A 22949-nucleotide genomic window follows, 5' to 3' on the forward strand; every position below is an offset into this window, starting at 1 on the left:
ACGCCTTAAGCGGCTTGGCTTCGTTTCAGTATCTGGATCATTATTTCGATGGGCTGGGCGCCACTGATCACGTCATCTGCGATCTGAATACTCGGCACCGAGCGCACACCGGACGCCTTGGTTAGGGCTTCGAGCTTCAAGACTTCAGCCGTGCCCTCATCGGCCTTGAGAAAGTCGACAATGACCTCTCGGTCCAGCCCGGTTTCGGCAGCAATGTCGGCCAGCACAATGAGGTCGCCGATATCCCGCCCTTCGCCGAAGTACGCCTTGAAAATGGCCTTGACCAGCAAAGAAGCGTCTCGACCCGCCTGTTGCTCGCGCCATACCAACCGATGCGCGGCCAGGGTGTTGGGCGTTTTTTCGACTCGCTCATAATCGAACTCAAGACCGACGGCCTTACCGGCGTGGGTGACCTGTGCGTCCATGGCCTGGCTACGCGCCCAGCTGCCGAACTTGCCAGAGCGATAGGCTTTGCGATCCATGCCTCGAACAGGCATGTCCGGGTTCAACTGATAAGGCAGAAAACTGATGGGGCGGTCCGTTGAAAAACCTGAAGCGGCCAGCGCGCGTTCAAGATTTTCCTCACCGATCCAGCACCATGGGCAGATGAAATCGTAAGTCACCTGAATTTTGGATGAGTGCAAACTCATGACGGTCTCCGTGGTTGAATGTTTCACCTCCCCACGGTAGGTGCCGGAGCGCCGTCAGAGAATCCATCTGCTGCACAACGTTGCTTTTCGCAAAACGCAACGATGAGCCGATCACGCCTTCGGTTGGCTTTGCGACTGGAGTAATTCGGTGAGGAACTCAATGAGCGCGTTGATACGTTTCGAGCCGCGGTGATTGGGCAGGTACAGGGCTGAGATCGCCGAACTGGCGCTGTTCGGATTGACGACAAAAGCGTCGAACAAGGACGTGAGTCGACCACCGTCGATGTCATCATTGACCAACCAATCGGGTAACAGCGCCACCCCGCACCCGGCCAGTACCACTTCGCGCAGGACCTCGGCATTGTTGCTCTTGAATTGCCCTTCGACGGGCACGCGCATCTCTTGGCCCTGCTCTGTAAATGTCCAGAACTGCTGCGGCGCGCCATAGTTGAAACACATGCACTCGTGCTGCATGAGGTCCATGGGCCGGTCGGGAAATCCTCGAGCGTTCAGGTACTCGGCGCTGGCGACTACTCGGCGTCGAAAGCTGCCGATGCAGCGGCTGACCACCGTTTCCATCGCCGCTGGCGACCCCATCCGGATCGATAGATCGATGCGTTCGCCGAGCAAATCGACGATGTCGTCCGATAGCGTCATATCCAGTGCGAGCAATGGATAGCGCGCTAAAAGCGCACCGATGTGGGGGGCAATGAGACGGTGACCCAACGCCACGGGCGCTGAGATACGCAACTGGCCCGCGGGCACGTCACCGCGGTCCGAGACGGACTCGTCGGCGTCAGCCATGGCGCTCAGAATATCCCGGCTTTTCAGGTAGTACACACCACCGGCATCGGTCAACGTGACTTGCCGGGTAGAGCGATTCAGCAGCACGACACCCAGGTCATCCTCAAGCCTGTCGATCATTCTGGTCACTGAAGAGGTGGCCAGATTGAGGTGCCTGGCGGCAGACGAAAAGCCCTTGGAATCTACCGACTGTATGAACATTTTCAGTGCGAGCAGCTTGTCCATGAATCCCCTCGGTGACATCGATACGATCCTTGAGGGCCTATCTTTGGGCATGGGCGCACGCTGCGCGAGTTAACGGTTGTTAATTCTGCCGCCATTGCGCCTGGCGCAATGTAGCGTTGCGCATTGATGGGGTACTCCATCACAAGCGCTCTCTCTAAGCTCACTCCATGGAAAATCGCCGTACGCCAATCGCTCGCGGCGGATTGAAAAATCTGTCGTTAATTCAGCTTGAGAGGTAAGGCGATGAAGCGCAAGACGATCATCGGTGCCGTTCTGGCAATCAGCGTCGTGGGGTTAGGGTTTGCGTTCTGGATGATGTGGAGGCCGGAAATTGCCACTGTCAGCCAATCCCTGAATGCCGATCGCGAGACGCTGGACAGAGGCCGCCGCGTCGTCGAAGCGGGCGACTGTGCGGTCTGCCACACGCGGCCAGGGGGCGCCTACATGGCCGGCGGTTTGCCGCTGGTAACGCCCTTCGGAACCCTCTTCACCACCAACATCACCCCGGACCCGGAATCCGGTATCGGAAAGTGGTCGCTGGACGCCTTTGAACGAGCCATGCGTGAAGGCATCGCGCGTGACGGCCATTTTCTCTATCCGGCGTTCCCCTACGTGCATTACCGGAAGATGAGCGATGCCGATATTGCCGACGCCTATGCCTTCTTGATGAGCGTGGACCCGATCAAATACACCGCACCGGAAAATCATATGGTCTTCCCCATGAACTTCCGTCCGCTGGTGTCCTTCTGGAACTTGCTGTTCCTGCATGGGGATCCGCTGGAGCCACTTCCCGACCGGTCAGCACAATGGAACCGCGGACGCTATCTGGTCGAGGGAGCGGGACACTGTTCATCCTGCCATTCGCCCCTGAATCTGATTGGCGGGGAAAAAGGCAGCGAACTGTTCAACGGTGGCGTCGTCGACGGCTGGACAGCCCCTGCCCTGCGCGGAATGACCGAGGCGCAACACCCCTGGAATGAAGCCCAGTTGGTCGCCTATCTGACGGGCGAGGTCGCCGAAGGACACGGCGCAGCGGCGGGCCCGATGTTGCCGGTCAGCCTGAGTATCGCGCAATTGCCGACGGAAGACGCCCATGCCATCGCGCAGTACATTCTTGACCTCAAGAAAACCTCATCGGACGCCCCATCGCCGCCCTGCACCTCCGGGGTCAAGCCCAGCGCCAGGGCACTTCTAGGCGCCGCATTGTTCGACGGGGCCTGCGCGAGCTGCCACGGCAGCGCAGCACCGATGCGCGTCATTGAATCGCGGCCGGCACTGACGAACACCTCGGCGGTGATGGCGGACTCGCCACGTAATTTGATCCAGACCCTCCTACAGGGCATCCCGATGTCCGGCGCTGCTTCCAGCCACTACATGCCTGCCTTCGCCCATAGCCTGGACGACACCCATGTGGCTGCACTTGCCGAGTACTTGCGCAATGAAAGCTGTGCAAACCGACCCTGGACGGATCTCGACAAGACAATCAAAAGCATTCGGGCTCAGGAGCAGCAACCGTGATCACACTCGACATCAACGGCAAGACTCACGAACTGGACATCGCGGACGACATGCCCCTGCTGTATGCCTTGCGCAACCAGGTGGGGCTCAATGGCGCCAAATACGGCTGCGGCCTGGGTCAGTGCGGCGCCTGCACTGTGTTAGTGAACGACAAACCGGTGTTTTCCTGCCTGACACCCTGCGGCGCGCTGGCGGGCAAATCGGTGCGTACCGTGGAGAGCCTGGGCAGTGCCGACCAACCGGGGGCGTTGCAGAAAGCCTTTATCGATGAACAGGCCGCCCAGTGTGGTTATTGCATCGCGGGAATGATCGTACGGGCACAGGCGCTGCTGGAGGCCAACCCTCATCCAGACGATGAAACGATCCGCCGCCACATGGCACCCAACTTGTGCCGCTGCGGCACGCATGTGCGGATCTTCGCCGCGATCAAGTCGGTCGTCGCACAGGGAGGCAAGGTATGAAAAGCGCCACGCAAAACGTCAATCTGAGCCGCCGCGCCTTCGTGATAAACGGGGCATTGGTGATGGGGTTCGCGATGCTTCCAGGTATCCCCCGCGCCTTCGCTGACACCGAGGTGGACACCTTGGGTACGACAATCCTGGCGCCTGATCTGCCCGGCAGCCTGCGGGCCACGCCCTATCTTGACGCCTGGATCCGCATTGATGCGAAAGATGGCATCACCGTCTACACCGGCAAAGTGGAGCTGGGCACTGGCGTTAAAACTGCGCTCCTGCAGATCGCCGCCGAACGCCTGGAAGTGCCACCTGGGCTCATCCGTTTTCTCACTGCCGACACCGCACTGACACCCAATGAAGGTTATACCGCCGGGAGCCATACGATCGTCGACAGCGGCACCGCGCTGTTCAACGCCGCGGCTCAGGTGCGTCAGTTGTTACTCGAGTCCGCCGCGCGGCAATGGCAACGCCCCATCGACAGCCTGACCACGCGGGATGCGGTGATCTACGATGCACAACACCGCAGCATGACCTACGCACAAGCCGTGGTAGGCGTTCAACTGCATCGCTTTGCATCGGCCAACTCGCCCTTCAAGCCAGCCAGCAGTTTCACTCTGATCGGTAAATCGTTGCCTCGGCTGGACATCCCGGCCAAAGTCAGCGGCGGTGCGGCCTATGTGCAGGACATGCGCCTGCCCGATATGCTGCATGCCCGTGTGATACGCCCACCCCGGCGCGGCAGTCAGCTTCTGGACATTGACGAGGCCGCCCTCAGGCAACTTCCCGGCGAGGTGAAACTGATCCGCAACGGCAGCTACCTCGCCGTGGTCGCCACCGATGAATGGCTGGCGATCAAAGCGATGCGCGAAGGCTACGCCACGGCCCGCTGGACAGAAGGTAACCCGCTACCTGACTCGACACACATCCATCAACTCCTCACCGAATTGCCGGCGCGGCACTACCCGGTGGGTGCCAAGGGTGACCTCCCGCAACCGCTGCCGCGTGCTTACAAGGCCCGGGTGACCAAGCAATACCTGATGCACGGCTCCATCGGGCCATCCTGCGCAGTGGCCTGGTTCAAGGATGGAACACTGACCGTCTGGACCCATACCCAAGGTGTCTACCCTCTGCGCATGGGCATCGCCGAGATGGTCGGCCTGCCGGTGGCTCAGGTGCGTTGCATCCACGCTGAAGGTTCCGGTTGCTATGGCCACAACGGCGCCGATGACGCCGCCGCCGACGCCGCGCTGATTGCCATGGCCATTCCCGGCAAGCCGATTCGGGTGCAATGGATGCGCGAACAGGAAAATCTCTGGGAGCCCTACAGCTCGGCCATGCTTGCCGAAGTGGAAGCAGGACTGGACGACAGCGGGCGCATTCGCGACTGGAAATACGAACTCTGGAGTACGCCGCACAACGAACGTATCGTCAATGCCGGGCGCCTGTTGCCGGCGTGGCTATTGGCCAATCCCTTCACCCCGGCACCTTCAGTGCCGATCGCTCAGCCCGAAGGTGACGGCGACCGTAATGCCGTTCCGTTGTATGAGATACCCAACCTGAAGGTCGACATGAACTTTGTGCTGACCATGCCATTCAGGACCTCGGCCATGCGTTCGCTGGGTGCCCACATCAACATCTTCACCATCGAGAGCACCGTCGATGAACTGGCGGCTCGGGCCGCCGTGGACCCGGTGCAATTTCGCCTGAATCACTTGAGCGATCCGCGAGCACGGGCGGTGGTGGAGCGCGTGGTCGCAGAGTTCCGCTGGCCGCAAAAAGCAACGGGACCCGGCAGCGGAATCGGCTTCGCCTTCGCCCGCTATAAAAACATCATGGGTTACTGCGCGATTGCCGTGCAGTTGCATGTGCAGCGCCAGACCGGGCAGGTGTCGATTGATCGCGTTGTCGCCGCCGTCGACGTGGGACAAATTGTCAGCCCCGACGGGCTGCTCAATCAGATCCAGGGCGGCATCGTGCAGTCCGCCAGTTGGACGCTCTATGAACGAATCCTCTACGACACCAGCGGCATACACAGCTTCGACTGGAGCGGCTATCCGATCATGCGTTTTCCGGATTTGCCGCAACAGGTCGAGGTCCACATGATTGATCAGCCGGATCAGCCATTTCTCGGAGCTGCGGAAATCGTCCAAGGCCCCATGGCAGCAGCACTGGGCAATGCCATCAACGATGCCACCGGCAAGCGCTTGCTCGATCTGCCCCTGGCACGACGAGGCTGGCAGGATGTACTGGGGTCATGATTGATCCGGGTGCAGGCGCAACCGGATCCTTCGGATAGTCGAGGCACCCTTTTGAATTTGAGCCATCTAGGCCGGATCAGAATCCGCCAGACCACCGCTCACAAGGGCGACATTTTTCGGCAACGTATCGACAACTGGAACGATGAGTATCTGGAACAACTGATTCAATTGCTGCGTCGATTCAACGGACTATCAGCGTGCCGGAATAAAAAAGGCGGTGAAGGATCACTTGCCCCGCTCAGTTGAAGGCTGAAACAGGTGATGAGTGGTCGACAAAAAAGCAGGAAAAAAAACAAACAGGAAATCGAAACCGATCAATTCAAGCGAGCTTCTTACCCAAATCGTTATCGACTTGCTGCAATACGTGGGGACTGCCGTTAAGGAACGCATCGACCATTTGCTCGATCAGCGCATCTATGTCCTCAGTCACTGGAAGATCGTAAATCCATTTGCGAACACCGATATAGAAAATGCTGGCATGCAGACTCCAGATCAGCTCGAGCTCTTTTTCATTGATCGTGTCACCTGAGGATGGCGCCAATCCATGAGTCTGGCGGATTTCTGCAATGACAGGGATGAAGACCCGCTCACGCAATTTAGCCAGATACCGATCATTGATACCTTCACGTGTCAGCCCGGCGAATACGAAGATACGAATCCACTCTCGCCGCAGAATCACACGAGCGTATGAGGTGTAGAAATGAACCAGGCGAGACTGAAGGGGTTCGGAGCGATCCTTGATCATCGCCTCCCACGAGGAATCCCACTGATAGACCTCGTCGTACACGCGGTCTATCAGTGCCTCTTTGCTGGGGAAATATCGATAGAGTAACGGTTGGGTAATATCCAGTTGTCGCGCCAGCTCACGGGTACTGCCCGAGAATCCGCACGTCGCAAAATGCTCGATAGCTTTCTGCACGATTTGCTTTTCCCTGACCTCAGGCGAAAGGCGTCGAGTCGTCGATTTGACGGGGTCTGCTGGTTTCGCTGACTTTCCCGACTCGTTCTCGTCTCTATCTTTTGAGTCTTGCATAACGCCTCGCTGGAGCTTCATTAAGGCATCATACAAAACAAAAGAATGCACTGACTATGAACCATACCTATTTGGCCAGACGACTTTCAATATCCTTCTTGAACAACGCAGGTCGGCTTAAATAATGCCCCATGGCCAACACTTCCATTTGGCCGTCGATCTCCAGCGCAAATGCCGGAAAGCCGCGCGCATTCAGAGTTTCAAGCATCTCGTTGCTGCGGTCGATGTGGTCCTGCAATGAGTCTGCAGTGATCAAATCAAAAGTTGCCATAAACGATTCGGGTTCAAACCCCAACTCATTGGCAATGCCGGCGATTACCCGTCGGTCAGCAATGGCCTGACCTTCTTGGTAGTAGGCAATTTGCAGGCGTTTGAGCATTTCGATGCCACGTCCGGACAGCTGTTGAGCGGTCAACATCGCTGCAATCGGTGGTGAAGAGTCCAACTGGACATTTTCATGTTCCAGTACGCCTTGAACATAGGCGTCTGCGAAGGTTTGTTTGCTGAATGCGGTAATCCGGGCTTCGTGAGGACGAACAAAATCGCGCCACTCACCCGACATCAACTTGCTTTTGTCCCCCGAGAGCATGCCCACGCCATGGGCCTGAATTTCCAGGCCAGGAATAGCGGTAGCCGCCGTGATCATCGGCGCCGCCCCATAGCACCAGCCACAGAACGGGTCGTAGACGTAATGCAATGTCGCAATGCTCATTCAAATCTCCGGGATCTGCCGTGCCACACGGCGAAAAGGCTTCGTTACGTCGTGGATCAAACGTTCGAAAACAGCAATGAGGCGATCAGCGCTCGGCCAAGCCTTCAGGCCCGAGCAATTCGCTGATGAAATCGATAAACGCATTGACGCGTTTGGAGCCACGATGATTGGGAAGATACAACGCAGAAATGGCCGAACTGGCGTCGTTCGGATTGATAACAAACGGCTCGAATAATGAAGTCAAATCACCGCTGCCAATATCGTCGTTGACGAGCCAGTCAGGTAACAGAGCCACCCCGCCACCCGCCAGCGCAACCTCACGTAAAACTTCCGCATTGTTGCTTTTGAAGCGCCCCTCAATCGGTATCCGAGTCTCCTCACCTTCCTTTAAGAAAGTCCACACCTGCTGCTTTGGGCCGTAACTAAAACGCAGACACTCGTGCTGCATGAGGTCCATGGGATGTTCAGGAAAACCATGTGCATTCAGGTAATCGGCACTGGCCACCACCCGGCGTCTGAAATGACCGACGGGACGACTGACGACACCATCCATGGCTGCTGCCGATCCCAATCGGATCGCCAGATCGACGCGCGCTCCCAGTAATTCAACGATGTCGTCGGAGAGCGTCATGTCCAACACAAATTGAGGGTATCGCTTCAACAGCGAGGCAATATGCGGCGCAATCAGACGACGCCCCAGCGCTACAGGCACGGAAATACGAAGATGACCCGCAGGGAGTTCCCCGCGGTCAGTGACCGCGGCATCCGCCTCGGCGACAGCATTCAGCACCTCCCGCGCTTTCAAGTAGTAGGCAGCCCCGGCATCTGATAATGAGATTTGACGCGTGGATCGATTAAGCAGGACAGCACCTAGTTCCGCCTCAAGCCCATCGATCATCCGAGTCACAGAAGACGTCGCCAGGCCTAACTGTCGAGCGGCAGAAGAAAAACCCTTCGAATCCACAGCCTGGACGAACATCTTCAATGCGAGCAGCTTGTCCATGACACTCCTTGTCTCACCCGTTGTTCATCTTGAGCATTTCGCCAGTTCGGGTCCGACGAGAAACCACCGAGAAGACGACCAAAGCCACCAGTGACAATCCGCTTCCCACCGCAGCAATCGCCAACCAGCCGACATGTTCATAAAGCGAACTGGCGACCGAAGAACCGATTGCACCACCAATAAAGATACTGATCATGTACAACGCATTCAGACGGCCTCTGTTAGCAGTGCCCAAGGCGTAGACGGCTCGCTGACCCAGCACCATGTTCATTTGCACTGCAAAATCCAGCGCTACACCGGTGACCGCTAATCCAATCACACCGTAAAGGGGATTGATGAAGGCCGGCAGGAAACTCAATACGCCGAGCACCATGGCCAACTGCGACGCTCGTCGAGTATGTCCTGCATCAGCGAGTCGACCACTGATAGGTGCGGCAATTGCACCGACGGCGCCGACCAGAGAGAAAATCGCAATCTGACTTTGCGTGAGGCCGAACTCACGACTCAATATCAACGGCACAGCGGTCCAGAACAAACTGAACGCCGCAAACATCAGCCCTTGATAGAGCGCACGCTGACGCAGCACGGGCTCGCGACAAAACAGTTGTCCCAGGGACATGAGCAATTGACCGTACGACGCGCGATGGGTCGGTTGCCATTTAGGCATGGTCATGCCAATCACGATGGAGATAACGAGCATCAAGGCGGCGGCCCCGATAAACACTGCCCGCCAGCCCAAATGATCGGCAACCAGACTCGACAGCGGCCGCGCCAGCAGAATCCCTAGCAGCAAGCCCCCCATAATCCCGCCAACCACCCGACCGCGAGAGTCTTCCGGTGCCAGATGTGCCGCCAACGGGATAAGCATCTGCACGGAGACTGAGCTGAAACCGATGAGTGCCGACACCACTAGAAATACACTCGGCTGCTTGGACAAACCGGCGGCTACCAGGCTGAAGATCGTAATCACAATTGTCGCAATCATCAGCCGACGGTTTTCTACCAGATCCGCCAAGGGCACCAGGAAAAACAATCCGAGCGCATAACCAATCTGAGTCAGCGAAACGATGAAACTCGCGCTTCCACTCGACATGCCGATATCCGGGGCGATCAAGCTAATAATCGGTTGTGCGTAATAGATGTTGGCCACAATGGCACCGCAACAAAAAGCAAATAGAAGCACGAGCCCCTTTGTCATTGACGCTTTTTGTATCGTCGCTGCTGTATCTCTTGTAGAAACGCCCATGCCATAGACTCCTGAGGTTCGACCGCGGTGACGCTTCAGAAAAGGTCACTCGCATTCATGTTTTCCAGGCCAACAACATAGGCGGCAGCGCACCTTGAGAGAATATGGCCAAGACGCAATGTCGTGTTGCGTCTTGCGCAAGAGATACCCAGGCTCGGTGAGCGCCCCCGCTTGATTCGAGGACGAGGAATTGATCGAGACGCCTCATTGTCGGCCCCTCCGCCTCATAACTTTTGACTTGCCTGGCCCCGCTCATCTGATGACCACAACTCACCTATCAGCCGACTGGTGAACGACGGGCGAGGAATCGCCACGCGCCCAGTAAACTGAATCGCCGATGATCCAAAGGCCAAATACAACTTCCGATGGGATCCGGCTACTTACACGGTGGCCGAGAAACTAACCGGCTTTCGGCTGGAACGACGCACCAATTACCTGATCAAGCGGAATGGCCAAGACAAGCAGATCCAGACATGCACGCTCGAGTGCAGTGGATGTTCGTGTGATTGCGGCGCTGAATACCGTTGCTCGTATGAAGCAAGCGACTGCTCAAAATGCGGCCACACCGGCAAGAGGCGAATGACCTTTGGTTTTCCCGGCAGACCCCTTTTGGAGCGGGAAGCAGGCGTGAAAAATAGAGGAGTCACGCAAAAGTCACGCACACGAAAAAGGCCAATGCTGTGAACATTGGCCTAACTCATTGAATAATATGGTCGGGACGGAGTGATTCGAACACTCGACCCCTAGCACCCCATTCAGTTAAGCATTAGACATCCTTGGCTCGCGCCACTCTCCTATAGAATCCTCAAGCCCAGTAGAAAAGGCTTTTCAGCGCTTCATTCTTCCAACGACCTCTATCCTGATCTACCTTTAGCTGACGAATCAGTGGGAGTAAATGTGGGAGTAAACTTATCAGGAGGTTGATTATGGCCAAGCTCACTGCCAAGGAATTGGAAGCACTGACCGAGCAGGATGTCGGAATCATCATACGCGACGAAGGCAGCCTCGCGGGCAGAGTCTCACTCCGCAAAAAAGGTATCGCCATCCCCTTTTATTTCCAGTTTCGCTGGGAAGGGATTTACACCCGCTTCTCGTGCGGTACCTGGCCAAATAAGTCGTTGACCGAAATCCGCAAGGAGCGCAACGAAGCACGAGACCTTGTAGCCAAAGGGATCAATCCAAACGAGAACAAGCGCGCAGGGAAGGTTAGACAAAAAGCGGAACTGGCTGCACAACTCGCAGAGGCCGATCGGCAAAAGTCTAAGGAGCTAACGCTACTAGACCTCGCGGGAGAATGGCTTCGCGATGGTGTGGCGCGCAAGGATGGTAATGCCGAGCTACGGAGAAAATTTGCGAAGGATCTTTACCCCGCCCTTGGCTCAAAAGTCATCAGCTCAATTAGTGAGCATGACCTGCGGAACCTGGTGCGATCCGTAATGGCTCGCGGCGCTACTCGTCAGGCCATCAGTCTTTTTTCGGATATCGTTCAGATGCTTGGATGGGCTCAGAAACGCCAGCCATGGCGAACACTGCTGATTGACGGAAACCCAGCAGACTTGGTCGAAATCAACAAGCTTGTACCCAGTGACTACCAGGAGGAGCGAACTCGGATCCTCTCCTCTATCGAACTTCAAGAATTATACCAACGCTTTCAAAAAATGACTGCGGACTATGCAGCACTACCTGCCGGCGAAAAGTACGATGGGATTCGCCCACTTAAGCCAGAGTCGCAACTTGCGCTTTGGATCTGTTTGGGAACGTTATGCCGGATTGGTGAACTGCTTCAGGCCGAATGGAAAAACGTTGATTTGGAAAATGGTGTCTGGTTTATTCCCGTGGCAAACGTCAAAGGTAGCCGGGGAAAAAAGCAGGACCACCACGTTTTCCTATCTGCGTTTGCGATCCACTATTTCAGCAAGCTTCGGCTGCTCACAGGAAACTCTCAATGGTGCTTTCCCGCAAAACATCATGATGGTCATGTCGATCTCAAGGTCGTCAGCAAACAGGTGGGAGACCGCCAATCACGCTTCAAAAATCGCAAGCCGCTTTCACGTCGCCGACATGATGACACCCTGGTGCTGTCCGGTGGTGCCAATGGGGAATGGACACCCCATGACTTGAGACGAACGGGTGCAACCATGATGCAAGCCTCGGGCATAAGCCTTGACGTGATAGACCGGTGCCAGAACCACGTGCTGGCAGGTTCCCGGGTCCGCCGTCACTACTTACACCATGATTATGCCGAAGAGAAAAAAGAAGCTTGGAACCTGCTGGGCGAGAAGCTCACCGACATCATGATCGGCCAGGACGGTCTGGAGGGACTAGGTAGAGGCAATTCAAATGGGCACAAAGCGCCCATGACGACGTCTGCCTCGACCACCGGAAAATTGAACCCTAATGAATCAACATCTGAACGGCAATAGTCGTCCGTCGACCGTAAGCTCTTATTTTTCCCCACGGGGTGAGCTATGAATCACACAGCCAAGGTTGACAGGCAGTATGCAGAGAGACTGACGGATCTTGAGCCCTGGCAACAGGACGATGCCCTAGGTCCACAAAAACGTTGCGTGAGCATTTTCCAGCACAGCACCTAGGCCTAGTTCCCCTCTCTCGACCAGGAACCAGACCCGCTACCCTGCGTTGATGCACTTAGATCAGAAGCGATAGAAATAGCCGAAGCCAACACCATACTGGGTGCTCTTTTCAACCAATGGGCTGTCTTGGATACCCCCTCCCATTCGGGTGGCGCCCAAGTCAACGAACAGCGAGTGATTTTGCGCCGGGCGCCAATCCATCCGTATGCCGGCCTCGGTATTGACTGTTGAAGCACCCTGGTAGCTTGGGCGCCCGGCAACCACCTCACCCTCCGTGATACCGTAGTAGTAATCCACATAGTTGCTGTCCACCCACTCGGCTGCCAATCGAGGCGTAACACCGAAGGCTCCGGCAGCGAATCGACGATCAATCTGCAGTTTTGCCCGAGATCCTTTGCTGTTATTCATGGCGTCTGTAAGAACTTCGGTCGACAGCCTGGCCCAGTCCGTTCTCCAGGTGGCAACGCCACCTACCCAAAAACTGCTATCGCGATCACGCATACCTCGAAGGAAAGGCGAGTCGCCTGATTCGTAACCTTCACTGATGTATTTCCCGCGCAGACGGAAGGTCACAGGCCCTACCGGTGGCAGCTTTATGTCGACACCGGAACCGAATACGTGAACATATTCGCCCTCGTAGGTCACCATCGGAAAGCCGCGTACTTTGTTGTCAAAATCACGGTAGACCCGATAATTCATACCGCCTGCGAACCCGATGGCCCACTTTGAATTGCGGGTATCCGCTTCCGACCAGTTCTCGCCGGATGACTTGGCCGTGGTGTCTGTGGTTTGCGCAAACACAGAAGTCATGGGCAGGCCACCGGCGGCAAGGAGAGCCAGGGTCGCCGGCAGGGTGCGAACCAGCTTCAGTGAAACGGCAGAGAAAGCACGTGATGACATAATCTAATCGTCCGGAGAAGAGTGCTGGGAAGGCCTGGCCGGAACTCGGCAGGCGCCATAAAACATCCATCAAAAACGCGTTAACGACCGATCGGTCATTAGCGAGCAAGATACTACCGAACGATCGGTCAGTAAATCATCAATTTAAAACTAAACATTGCAGGCAGCACCCCAGGCTGGCGCCTTGACCCATTGCTGACTTCAGCGGTTGAACAGCTTGTGGATGCGCAGCCTGATGCAGAGCAGACCTGCGGGTCGAGCGCTCGCTAAACCATACACTCACGCTAGGTATTTGATTTAACGAGGAAAATATTGGAGGTTCGAGCGCGCGTGGACGAGATATTCGGCCGCAACTGCTGTTCCGTTAACACGGGAGAGCCTGCGCCGTTGCGAATGGCCGGATGAGGGGATGTCGGTTACGACGTTGATCCTGAACAACATTGCGTTGTCATTGCCTTGGGTAACGGGATCAACAGTTTTTCTGATATCGCTGCCAGCCCCAGAAAAAACAGGGTCTTAGACTGTCAGCGTGCAATCTCATTGGCACTCACTCGCAGAGCCTCCGCTAATCACTGCTGTCGGGTCGCAACAGCAAGGCCAACAACTGGCGATGTGAATGCTTGACCGCCTGTATTTCAGGTTGCGCTTTATCCTTGCCCATGACCATTTGCGCCACTGCCGAATAGACCACAGGCGCCATCACTAGGCTGAAATGGTCGGTCAAGGGACTGGACTTCACGATGCCGTTCGCCACATAGCCATCGATCAGCGCCTGGCGATCCATACGACCATGCATGTCCTTGGCTTCCCACTTCGCCAGCAGGTGCGGCACACGATGGCCCTCGGTAATCAGCAGCCGGGCAATCGCAACCGTGTCATCGGTAAGCCCGCTGTAGGCAAAGTCGATAAGGCGCTCGATAAGGTCATCGGCAGAGGTGAGATTCTGTAACTGACTCCAGTTACGTTCCGAGCGGCTCATCAATTGCTCAAGGAGCGTTTCAAACATGTCGTCCTTGCTAGCGAAATGAGCATAGACATTAGCCTTCGAGATTCCCGCTCTTTCGGCAATCTTGGCAATACTGGCACCGGTAAAACCCAAAGCGTTGAACTCAATCAGCGCCGCGTCGAGAATCTGCTGGCGACGAACCTCAGGGAGCAGACGCGTCCTTTTCTTTTTTGGTTCAGGCTGGAGTTGGAGCACTATCGGATTTGTTTTTTTCATACTGCCATGTCGTGTAGGAGTCAGAACGTGGTGCAGAGGATGCCGACGGAGTTTTTAACTGTGTGCGAGAGCGCATTTATAACGTTTGCGGATCATTAATAATGCACCTTCGGATAACGCTATACACCGTGCAAAATCCCGCGGGGGCTTACGTGCCGAGGGGCAAGTCTAGACCACAAAGCTTTGCGGACGCTCAATTTTCTACTTACATCCTCTGTATTCCTGGCCTTGGCAGCGAACTTAGACATCCATGTGTTGCCGAAATAAGCCGACATGGTATTCCAGCTTCGTGTGCTCAAAAAAACAGCCCCCTAACATGCGGCTACACCTCAACGATAACGCTCAAGCCAGTGAGCATAGGGCGCAGGTAGTGTCCAGGAGGACCTTTCAACACCCAGCTCCTTTACCGCAAAGTAAGCTCAGTTTGGGTCGGCCAGATGCGCACGGCCCACTGACACCAATTCGAGTTGCCCGGCCTGCAACGCCCCTTCGGCTAGTTGCGGCGTACCAACCTGACGTTCAGAAGGTTCCCGCCGACTGTAATGCAAGCACGCTTTCAGCTCATCGCCGCAACTCCCCCGCCTCCCAAACCATCCGTTTACTGCACCTTTTCTGAAAAATACTTGTATAAACACTTATAGTTTCTATAGAGTTCTCTAGGCACTGAACAGCCGATCTCGAGTATTGCCAAGCCCATGACGCAAAAGACCACCAAGGCTACGCCTACCAAACCCCGGAGCCGATCTTCGATCGGTGCCGTGCGCAGCCCGCAAAGCACCGAGGCGATCCTCGAAGCGGCGGCCGCCATCCTTGAAGAGCAAGGGTATCGGGCGTTCACCATGGACGCGCTGGTCGAACGCGCCGGCTCCAGCAAACCGACCATCTATCGGTGGTGGCGCAGCAAAGGCGCGTTGTTGCGCGACGTTTACGAACGCGCAGCGCTGACGTTCGTGACCTCCCCCGACACCGGCAACCTCGAACAGGATCTGGTCGTGCATTTACGCTCGTTGTGGAACTGGTGGCGCACGTCGAGTGCCGGGGAGACCCTGCGCAGTTTCTTCATTGAGATCCAGCTGGATTCCAAGGCCATTGCCGAGTTTCGCGATGGGTTTCTACCGCGCCGCGAGCGCACGCTGCGCAGGATCTTCGCCCGAGCCGTCGCTTCCGGGGACATTGTCGACGGCCCTGCGGTAGAGGCGGCCGTGTCCATGCTGACCGGCATGTCTTGGCTGCACCTGATTACCGCGAACCTGGAGAACCTGGATGACATCGACCGTTCCGTCGCGGTCATCGTCAAGGGCCTGAGAGACTGCTGAACAGCGGGCCCGAACTTTTTTTGCGCGTAACGACACTATCAGTTTTTATTGAACCATCGCTGCCCCACTCCCCGTATGGATTGCATGCCAGAGAACACCGTTGATGAACAGTCGAAACAATCCGGCGCCCAGACGCTGGTTCGCCCTGAGGACATCCGCCGTCGCACTGACGATCCTGCTGACGGGCTGCGCCTACAGAGACTTGAAGCCCCAGTCCCACCTGCAACCGCCTGGCGATGTCGATGAAACCCTGACCCGCGGTGGTATCACGCTCTCGCCTGCGGCCTGGCCGACGCAGACCTGGTGGACGCGTTTCAACGACAAGCAGCTCGACAGCCTGGTCAACGAAGCCCTCGCCCAGACCCCGACCCTGCGTGCCGCCGCCGCCCGTGTACGCCAGGCGGGTGCGTTGGAGGCCATCGAAGGCGCAGCGTTGCTGCCTCGCCTGGACGCTACGGCCAGCACCACCCGCGAGCGATTCAGTGCCAACGGCACGACCCCTGCGCCGGTCAAAGGCACTTGGCAAAATGTCGACCAGGCGACCCTGAACGTCGGTTACGAATTGGATTTCTGGGGCAAGAATCGCGCCGCCGTCGAGGCCGCCGTGGGACGTCGTCATGCCCTGGAAGTCGACAGCCGTGCCGCCGCGCTGATGGTCTCGGCCGCGGTGGTGCAGACCTATATCGACTTGAACGATACCTACGCGCAACTGGATGTCGCCCAAGCGCTGCTGGACCAGCAAGTCCAGATCGAACAGCTGACGCAGCAACGCTTCGGCGCTGAGTTGGACACCCAGATCGATATCAAGCAGTCCCAGGCGTCGTTGCCCGCCAGCCGGGCCACGATCGCGGCGCTCAAGGAAATGATCGAACTGAACCAGAACAAGCTCGCCTCGTTACTGGGCCAGGGGCCGGACCGTGGACGTTCGATCACCCGCCCTCAACTGCGGGCCGGCAACAGCGTGGTGCTGCCCAGCCAGATTGCCGCCGAACTGGTGGGCCATCGTCCCGATGTGGTTGCCCAACGCTGGCGGGTCGAGGCCTGCGGGCATGAGATCGACGTAGCGAAAGCACGCTTTTATCCGAACGTGAACCTCACGGCGTTTGTCGGTTTGCAAAGCCTGGCGTTCGATACGTTCAACGATCACAGCAGTCGCATCCTCGGGTTTTCGCCGGCGATCAGCCTGCCCATCTTCGAAGGAGGCCGTTTGCGCGGCAACCTGGATGCGCAGGACGCCGCGTATGACCTCGCCGTCGAAAACTACAACCAGACCGTCGTCGATGCGCTGCGCGATATCGCCGATCAACTGTCATCGCTGCGCTGGCTCAAAGAGCGCCTGGCCCAGCAGCGCGAAGCGGTCGACACCGCGCAGGCGGCCTCCGACCTGGTCGACCTGCGCTACCGCGCGGGGCTGGCCACTTACTTGCAAGTACTGGCCACCCAGAACGCGACCCTGGTCCAGAAGCGCCAACTGGTCACGCTGGAGTCCCGCGCGCTGTCGCTGCAAGCCAACTTGAGCCGGGCACTGGGCGGCGGTTACCGCCCCGAGTTCCCCGCCACCGTCCCTGCCCTCTCGACCGTAGTTGATCACTCATGACCACCCCGACCTCCGCCCCCACTCCCGTCAAACCGTCCTATCGCCCACAGAGGCTGCTGATCCTGGGGATCGTGCTGCTCCTGGCAGTCCTCGGCGGCGGGTACTTCCTCGGGCTGGGCAACGAGTCCACCGACGATGCCTACGTGGACGGCAACATCGTTCAGGTCACGGCCCAGGTCAGCGGCACCGTGACGGTCATCGGTGGCGATAACACCGACCACATCGAAGCCCACGCGCCGCTGGTCACGCTCAACCCCGTCGATGCCGAGATCCAGTACCAGCGCGCCCAGTCCAACCTGGCCCGTGCCGTGCGTCAGGCACGCACCCAGTATTACCAGGTGCAGCAACTGCAAGCGCAAGTCAGCCAACGGCAAAACGACGTGCGCAAAGCCCAGGACGATGTGCGCCGCCGCAGCCAACTGGCCGCCAGCGGCGCGGTGTCCCGTGAAGAAATCAGCCATGCCGAGGAATTCCTCAAAAACGCCCTCGCCGGCCTCGACGGCACACAACATGCGCTGGCCGTGCGCCTGGCGATGGTCGACAACACCACACTGCGCACCCACCCCGATGTGCTGGTGGCAGCCGCTAACTTGCGCGATGCGTACATTGCACTGCACCGCACGCAGATCTACTCGCCGGTCAGCGGCCTGATCACCAAGCGCAGCGTGCAAGTGGGTCAGCGCATCAACCCCGGCGTGGCTTTGATGTCGGTGGTACCGATCGATCAAGTGTGGGTGAACGCCAACTTCAAGGAGTCGCAGATCGAAGATCTGCGCATCGGCCAACCTGCCGTGCTGCGCGCCGACGCCTACGGACGCAAGGTGGTGTTCCACGGCACGATCGTCGGCCTGGATGCCGGTACCGGCAGTGCGTTTTCATTGATGCCCGCGCAAAACGCCACCGGCAACTGGATCAAAGTCACCCAGCGCGTGCCGGTGCGCATTGCGCTGCGCGCCGATGAAATTGCCGCTCACCCGCTGCGCCTGGGGCTCTCCATGCGCGTGTCCGTGGACACCACCGACACCCGTGGCCAGGTGCTCAACACCACCTCGCCGGCCCAACCCGCCTACAGCACCGATGTGTTCGAAAACGAACTCAAGGACGCCAATGCGATGGTCGAACAGGTCATCAGCGCCAACGAAGACCGCGGCCAGGTCGCTCAGTCGCTCAAGCCTTGACGGGGTCCCTGCATGTACCGGAAAAACGCTGCCTTGTTGATGACCGTAGGGCTGCTCTGCGCGCTGGAATACCTGCAGGCCGGTATGATCGCGTTTGCGTCGGCGCCGATCCGGGGCGAAATCGACGCCAGCCCCGAGGAGTTCACCCTGGTCGCGGCGCTGTATGCGTGTACCGCCGTGGTGGTGATCTCCAAGCAGCGTTGGTTGGTGGAACGGCTCGGCTGGCGCAACTTCATGCTCGGTTCGATCAGCGTTTACGTGCTGGGCGCCGTTGTGTGCGGGATCAGTGGTGACCTGACCAGCTTCACCGTCGGCCGGGTCGTCATGGCGCTGGGGGGAGCCTCCTTTATGACCTCCGCGCGCCTGATGGTGAACCTGCTGCCACCGGGGCCCGGGCGATTCGTGGGGGTCAAAGTGTTTGCCACCGGCCTGGCCAGCGGCACGGCGGCAGCGCCGTTTCTGTCCTCGTTGGCGGTGGTCGAAGACACCTGGCACGCAATCTTCTGGCTGCTGATCGCCGGCGCGGTGGCCGCAGGCGTGCTGTGCATGCGGTTCTTGCCCAGTGAGCCGATTCACGAAGACGAACGCTCACCGTCCAGCCCGGCGAATATCCTGCTGTTGTCCGTGAGCACCTTCTTTCTGTTGTATGTGCTGCAGCGCTCCTACTACGACTTCTACAACGAGTCGATCATCCTCCTGGCCTTCGCGCTGCTGGCGGCATTGGGCGTGTACATTTTCTTCCATGCCGAACACGCGAAAGACGAGCCCTTCCTCAAGGTCAAAGACTTGATGCAGTCACGCTATATCCTCGGCGTGGGTTTGTTTTGCTTCACCTATATCGTGCTGGGCAGCAACAACTACATCCTGCCGTACTTCCTGCAGAGCGGGCTTGGCTATTCTTGGGACACCATCGGCACGTTCCAGGCATTCGGCCTTGCCGGCGCCTTGTTGACCTGGTTCGCGATGGCCCTGGTCATCCCCAAGTACCCGGCGCCCAAGAAGTTCTTCGTGGTCGGCTTTGCCGCGCTGATCAGCTTCGGCCTGTTGCTGTCCTCCCTGACCCTCGACGCCAACATGTGGAGCCATATCTTGCCCGCGCTGGTGCTCAACGGCTGCTTTGTGATGCTGGTCCTCGCCACCGCCGCGATGCAGACCTTTCGCGACGTGACCCATCACGACACCTTGTTCGCCCATGCTTACCAGATCAAAAGCATGCTCGGGCAAATCGCGATGGCCATCGGCACGACCCTCGCCACCTTGTTCCTGCAATGGCGCAGCACGCTGCAGTACAACAACCTCAACGGGCATTTCAACCCAGGCGATCCGCTGTACCAAGACAGCGCACAACGCCTGACCCTGGCCCTCACCCCCGCCGTCGGCGCAGGCCCGGCCAACCAGATCGCCGTCGCGACGCTGGCCCAGGACCTGCACCAACAGGCAACCCTGGTGGCCAGCATGGAGTATTTCTGGGTGGTTATCGTGGTGGCCGGGGTGGCGTTGGGGGTTTCGATGGTGCAGAAGACTTTTAAGTGAAGGTTGTCGCAGGGGCTTGGGCGGGACGTTCACGATAAAAACCGGCTCTGCAGAGCCGGTCTCACTGCCTTGGGATCAGAACGGATAAGGCTGGTCGGAAGGCTCGACCGTGACCCATTTCACTTCGGTGAACTCCTCAATCACCGCGCTGCCGTCGAAGCGGCCATAGCCGCTGTTCTTCATGCCGCCATAGGGGGCCTGCGGCTCGTTTTGCACGGTGGCACCGTTGATATGCACGCAACCGGCATCGAGGCGGCTGGCCAGGTCCAGGGCCAGGCTGACATTGCGACTGAAAATCGCCGATGACAGGCCGAATGCCGTGTCGTTGGCCACCTGCAGCGCGTGCTCGGCGCCGTTCACACGAACCACGGTCGTGACCGGGCCGAAGGTTTCTTCATCGTAGATTTCCATCGCCGACGACACGCGATCCACCAGGGTAGGCACCATTTGCGCGTCTTGCGCCCGCCCACCCGCCATAATCTCGGCACCTTTGGCGACAGCATCATCGAGCATCTGGTTGATGCGCTTCACCGAGCCCTGGGAAATCATCGGGCCCACTACGCTGGCCGGGTTGGTCACCGGATTACCATGCTCAAGGCCGCGGATGCGTTGCGCGAATTTGGCCACGAACTCATCAGCCACCGCCTCATCGACCACGAAGCGTTCGGTGGACATGCAGATTTGCCCCTGGTACAGAAACGCACCGAAGATCGCGGCGTTGACGGCGCCGTCGAGGTCGGCATCTGCCAGCACGATAAACGGCGCCTTGCCGCCGAGCTCCAAGAGCGAGCGTTTGAGGTATTTCGCACAGGTCTGGGCAATCATCCGGCCGACGTTGGTCGAACCGGTGAAATTCACCCGGCGCACCGTATCGTGGGCAATCAGCACTTCGGTCACCGCACCGGCATCTTCGGGCGCAGAGATGATGAAGTTCACCACACCGGCCGGGAAGCCAGCGTCATAGAAGGCCTGGGCCAGCAGTTCGTGGGTGCGCGGGCTGTTCTCCGAGCCCTTGAAAATCACGGTATTGCCGCAGGCCAACGGGTAAGCGACAGACCGCGTGCCGAGCAGGACGGGACCGTTCCAGGGCGCAATGCTCAGCACCGTGCCAACGGGCTGACGCAAGGTGACAGAGAGCGTGCCGGGCTTGTCGGTGGCCAGGGTCTCGCCTTTGATTTGCGTGGTGAGTGATGCTGCCTCTCGCAGCAGGTTGGCTGAACCCTGCACGTTGAACTGCGCCCACAGGCGCGACGCACCGATCTCTTCGGCCATCACCGCGCAAAACTGCTCCATCTTGCTTTCCAGTGCATCGGCGGCGGCCAGCAGCAGGCGGCGGCGCTCGGTCGGGCCGACCTTCGACCAGGTCTTGAACGCTTGCTGCGAAGAAGCTGCAACGCGGCGTGCGTCTTCTACGCTACAGGCTGCGCCAGTGGTGACAACCTTGCCGCTGACCGGATCGATACGCTGGTAGGTCTTACCGTCCGAAGCCGCTTGCGGGATGTTGTCGATGACGAGTTGAACATTCATCTTGGGTTCCTTTGATGGGCTTGAAAAATCACGCCACGTCGGCCGTAGCCGGCATGCGCAATATCGGTTTGATGGTGATGCCGCTTTCGCTGTCGGCCATCGCTTCGTTGACTTGGTCGAACGTGTAGAAGCGGCACAACTTATCGAACGGGAAACGGCCTTGCAGGTGCAGGTCGACCAGGGTGGGAATGAACGCGTTGGCGACCACGTCGCCCTGGACGATGCCCATGATTCGCTTGCCGGGGATCATTACGTCGTTGACGTTGAACGCTACTTCGGTGCCCATCCGAGTCGCCCCGACGATCCCGCAGGTGCCCAGCGTGGTGAGGGCGTCGATGGCCTGGCGCAGCACTGGGGCGCGTCCCGAGCATTCGAGGCTGTAGTTGACCCCGCCGCCGGTGATCTCGCGAATGCGCGTCACCGGGTCTTCTTCGCGGCTGTTGATGACATGAGTGGCGCCCACTTCCAGCGCCAGGCTCAGACGGCTCGGAGTCACGTCGACCGCAATAATGGTGGTCGCTCCGGCAACCTTGGCAGCCATCACCGCCGCCAGGCCCACGGCACCGGCGCCGAACGCGGCGAAACTGGCGCCCGCCTCCACCTTCAGCGCTTTGAGCACCGAGCCTGCGCCGGTCTGAATGCCGCAACCCAGCGGGCCGAGCAATTCCAGCGGGGCCGCTTTGGACACTTTCACCACGTTGCGCTCATTGGCGATGGCATAGGTCGAAAAGGACGACTGGCCGAAAAAGTGGTCATGTATCGGTGCACCGATGCCACAACTGCAGGTCGATGTGCTGCCGTCCTGGCGGGCGCCGCCGAAATTCAGCGGGTGCATGTGCGAGCAGTGCGCGGGATGTCCGGTCTCGCAGGGCAGGCACAACCCGCAGGACATGTAGGTCATGACCACGTGATCGCCAGGAGCGATGGTGGTCACCGCCGCCCCCACCGCCTCGACAACGCCCGCGCCTTCATGGCCCAACACGATGGGCAACGGTGTGGGAAACAGCTGGTCACGCACGACCATATCGGTGTGGCAGACACCGGTGGCGACCACACGCACGCGCACTTCGTCCGGGCGTGGAACCGCCAGTTGCGCCTGTTCGAACAGGAGTTTGCTGCCGCTTTCGCGCAGCACCGCGACGGTCACTTCGATGGGTTGGAGGGTGCTTTGGGGCATC

Annotated in this window: 18 protein-coding genes and 1 pseudogene; 8 read left to right on the plus strand and 11 right to left on the minus strand. The window is 58.4% G+C overall.

Annotation, left to right across the window (positions count from 1 at the left end; all coding sequences use genetic code 11):
- Nucleotides 1–5: 5 nt before the first annotated feature.
- Nucleotides 6–677 (minus strand): DsbA family oxidoreductase, encoded by a 672-nt coding sequence (locus U5A08_RS19120; protein WP_321848033.1) that lies wholly within the window; start codon nucleotides 675–677, stop codon nucleotides 6–8.
- Between the two features lie 84 nt (nucleotides 678–761).
- Complete coding sequence (locus U5A08_RS19125) at nucleotides 762–1679, minus strand: LysR family transcriptional regulator (RefSeq protein ID WP_253397255.1); 918 nt, start codon at nucleotides 1677–1679, stop codon at nucleotides 762–764.
- 243 nt (nucleotides 1680–1922) lie between these two features.
- Between U5A08_RS19125 and U5A08_RS19130 the strand changes: the two genes are divergently transcribed.
- The 3 genes from U5A08_RS19130 to U5A08_RS19140 are packed head-to-tail and all read left to right on the plus strand — an operon-like array spanning nucleotide 1923 to nucleotide 5910.
- A complete protein-coding gene (locus tag U5A08_RS19130; protein WP_321848035.1) occupies nucleotides 1923–3197 on the plus strand; it encodes a c-type cytochrome in 1275 nt (424 codons plus the stop codon).
- Nucleotides 3194–3658: a (2Fe-2S)-binding protein gene (locus U5A08_RS19135; protein ID WP_307513377.1), complete on the plus strand. Its 465-nt coding sequence runs from the start codon at nucleotides 3194–3196 to the stop codon at nucleotides 3656–3658. The genes U5A08_RS19130 and U5A08_RS19135 overlap by 4 nt, the downstream gene beginning before the upstream one ends.
- Nucleotides 3655–5910 (plus strand): xanthine dehydrogenase family protein molybdopterin-binding subunit, encoded by a 2256-nt coding sequence (locus U5A08_RS19140; RefSeq protein ID WP_321848040.1) that lies wholly within the window; start codon nucleotides 3655–3657, stop codon nucleotides 5908–5910. Before U5A08_RS19135 ends, U5A08_RS19140 begins: the two co-directional genes overlap by 4 nt.
- A 319-nt stretch (nucleotides 5911–6229) precedes the next feature.
- Here the strand turns inward: U5A08_RS19140 and U5A08_RS19145 are convergent, their stop codons facing one another.
- The 4 genes from U5A08_RS19145 to U5A08_RS19160 all read right to left on the minus strand — a co-directional run bounded on the left by U5A08_RS19145 (nucleotide 6230) and on the right by U5A08_RS19160 (nucleotide 9904).
- Complete coding sequence (locus tag U5A08_RS19145; protein ID WP_321848042.1) at nucleotides 6230–6943, minus strand: TetR/AcrR family transcriptional regulator; 714 nt, start codon at nucleotides 6941–6943, stop codon at nucleotides 6230–6232.
- A gap of 67 nt (nucleotides 6944–7010) precedes the next feature.
- Entirely contained in the window at nucleotides 7011–7655 is a 645-nt protein-coding gene (locus U5A08_RS19150) for a DsbA family protein (RefSeq protein ID WP_321848044.1), read from the minus strand.
- Nucleotides 7656–7740: 85 nt separating this feature from the next.
- On the minus strand, nucleotides 7741–8658 hold the full coding sequence (locus U5A08_RS19155) for a LysR family transcriptional regulator (RefSeq protein ID WP_321848045.1): 918 nt from the start codon (nucleotides 8656–8658) through the stop codon (nucleotides 7741–7743).
- Nucleotides 8659–8671: 13 nt separating this feature from the next.
- Nucleotides 8672–9904, minus strand: a complete 1233-nt coding sequence (locus tag U5A08_RS19160) for an MFS transporter (RefSeq protein ID WP_321848048.1) — start codon at nucleotides 9902–9904, stop codon at nucleotides 8672–8674.
- Between the two features lie 926 nt (nucleotides 9905–10830).
- On the opposite strand from U5A08_RS19160, the gene U5A08_RS19165 reads away from it, so the two are divergent.
- Complete coding sequence (locus tag U5A08_RS19165) at nucleotides 10831–12327, plus strand: tyrosine-type recombinase/integrase (protein WP_253397270.1); 1497 nt, start codon at nucleotides 10831–10833, stop codon at nucleotides 12325–12327.
- Between the two features lie 231 nt (nucleotides 12328–12558).
- Here U5A08_RS19165 and U5A08_RS19170 read toward each other — a convergent pair whose 3' ends face one another.
- The 3 genes and pseudogenes from U5A08_RS19170 to U5A08_RS19180 all read right to left on the minus strand — a co-directional run.
- Complete coding sequence (locus U5A08_RS19170; RefSeq protein WP_321848051.1) at nucleotides 12559–13398, minus strand: MipA/OmpV family protein; 840 nt, start codon at nucleotides 13396–13398, stop codon at nucleotides 12559–12561.
- A gap of 565 nt (nucleotides 13399–13963) precedes the next feature.
- On the minus strand, nucleotides 13964–14620 hold the full coding sequence (locus tag U5A08_RS19175; protein WP_058822725.1) for a TetR/AcrR family transcriptional regulator: 657 nt from the start codon (nucleotides 14618–14620) through the stop codon (nucleotides 13964–13966).
- A gap of 329 nt (nucleotides 14621–14949) precedes the next feature.
- Nucleotides 14950–15129 (minus strand): annotated as a pseudogene (locus U5A08_RS19180) (NADH:flavin oxidoreductase/NADH oxidase); the annotation flags it as partial.
- Between the two features lie 186 nt (nucleotides 15130–15315).
- Here U5A08_RS19180 and U5A08_RS19185 point away from each other — a divergent pair.
- The 4 genes from U5A08_RS19185 to U5A08_RS19200 all read left to right on the plus strand — a co-directional run bounded on the left by U5A08_RS19185 (nucleotide 15316) and on the right by U5A08_RS19200 (nucleotide 20244).
- Nucleotides 15316–15936 carry a TetR/AcrR family transcriptional regulator gene (locus U5A08_RS19185; protein WP_058822724.1) on the plus strand — a complete coding sequence of 207 codons (621 nt, stop codon included), beginning with the start codon at nucleotides 15316–15318 and terminating at the stop codon, nucleotides 15934–15936.
- Between the two features lie 103 nt (nucleotides 15937–16039).
- Entirely contained in the window at nucleotides 16040–17533 is a 1494-nt protein-coding gene (locus tag U5A08_RS19190; RefSeq protein WP_321848055.1) for an efflux transporter outer membrane subunit, read from the plus strand.
- Nucleotides 17530–18711, plus strand: coding sequence for an HlyD family secretion protein (locus tag U5A08_RS19195; RefSeq protein WP_321848056.1), 1182 nt, complete (start codon nucleotides 17530–17532; stop codon nucleotides 18709–18711). The genes U5A08_RS19190 and U5A08_RS19195 overlap by 4 nt, the downstream gene beginning before the upstream one ends.
- A 12-nt stretch (nucleotides 18712–18723) precedes the next feature.
- The gene (locus U5A08_RS19200) at nucleotides 18724–20244 is read left to right on the plus strand and encodes an MFS transporter (protein WP_321848057.1); all 1521 of its coding nucleotides are present in this window, start codon (nucleotides 18724–18726) and stop codon (nucleotides 20242–20244) included.
- 75 nt (nucleotides 20245–20319) lie between these two features.
- Here U5A08_RS19200 and U5A08_RS19205 read toward each other — a convergent pair whose 3' ends face one another.
- Both U5A08_RS19205 and U5A08_RS19210 read right to left on the minus strand, forming a co-directional pair.
- Nucleotides 20320–21771 (minus strand): aldehyde dehydrogenase, encoded by a 1452-nt coding sequence (locus U5A08_RS19205; protein WP_321848059.1) that lies wholly within the window; start codon nucleotides 21769–21771, stop codon nucleotides 20320–20322.
- 28 nt (nucleotides 21772–21799) lie between these two features.
- On the minus strand, nucleotides 21800–22948 hold the full coding sequence (locus U5A08_RS19210; RefSeq protein ID WP_321848061.1) for an NAD(P)-dependent alcohol dehydrogenase: 1149 nt from the start codon (nucleotides 22946–22948) through the stop codon (nucleotides 21800–21802).
- Nucleotide 22949 lies beyond the last annotated feature (1 nt).

The sequence above is a fragment of the Pseudomonas paraveronii genome (genome assembly GCF_963681955.1).
Classification (GTDB): Bacteria; Pseudomonadota; Gammaproteobacteria; order Pseudomonadales; family Pseudomonadaceae; genus Aquipseudomonas; species Aquipseudomonas paraveronii.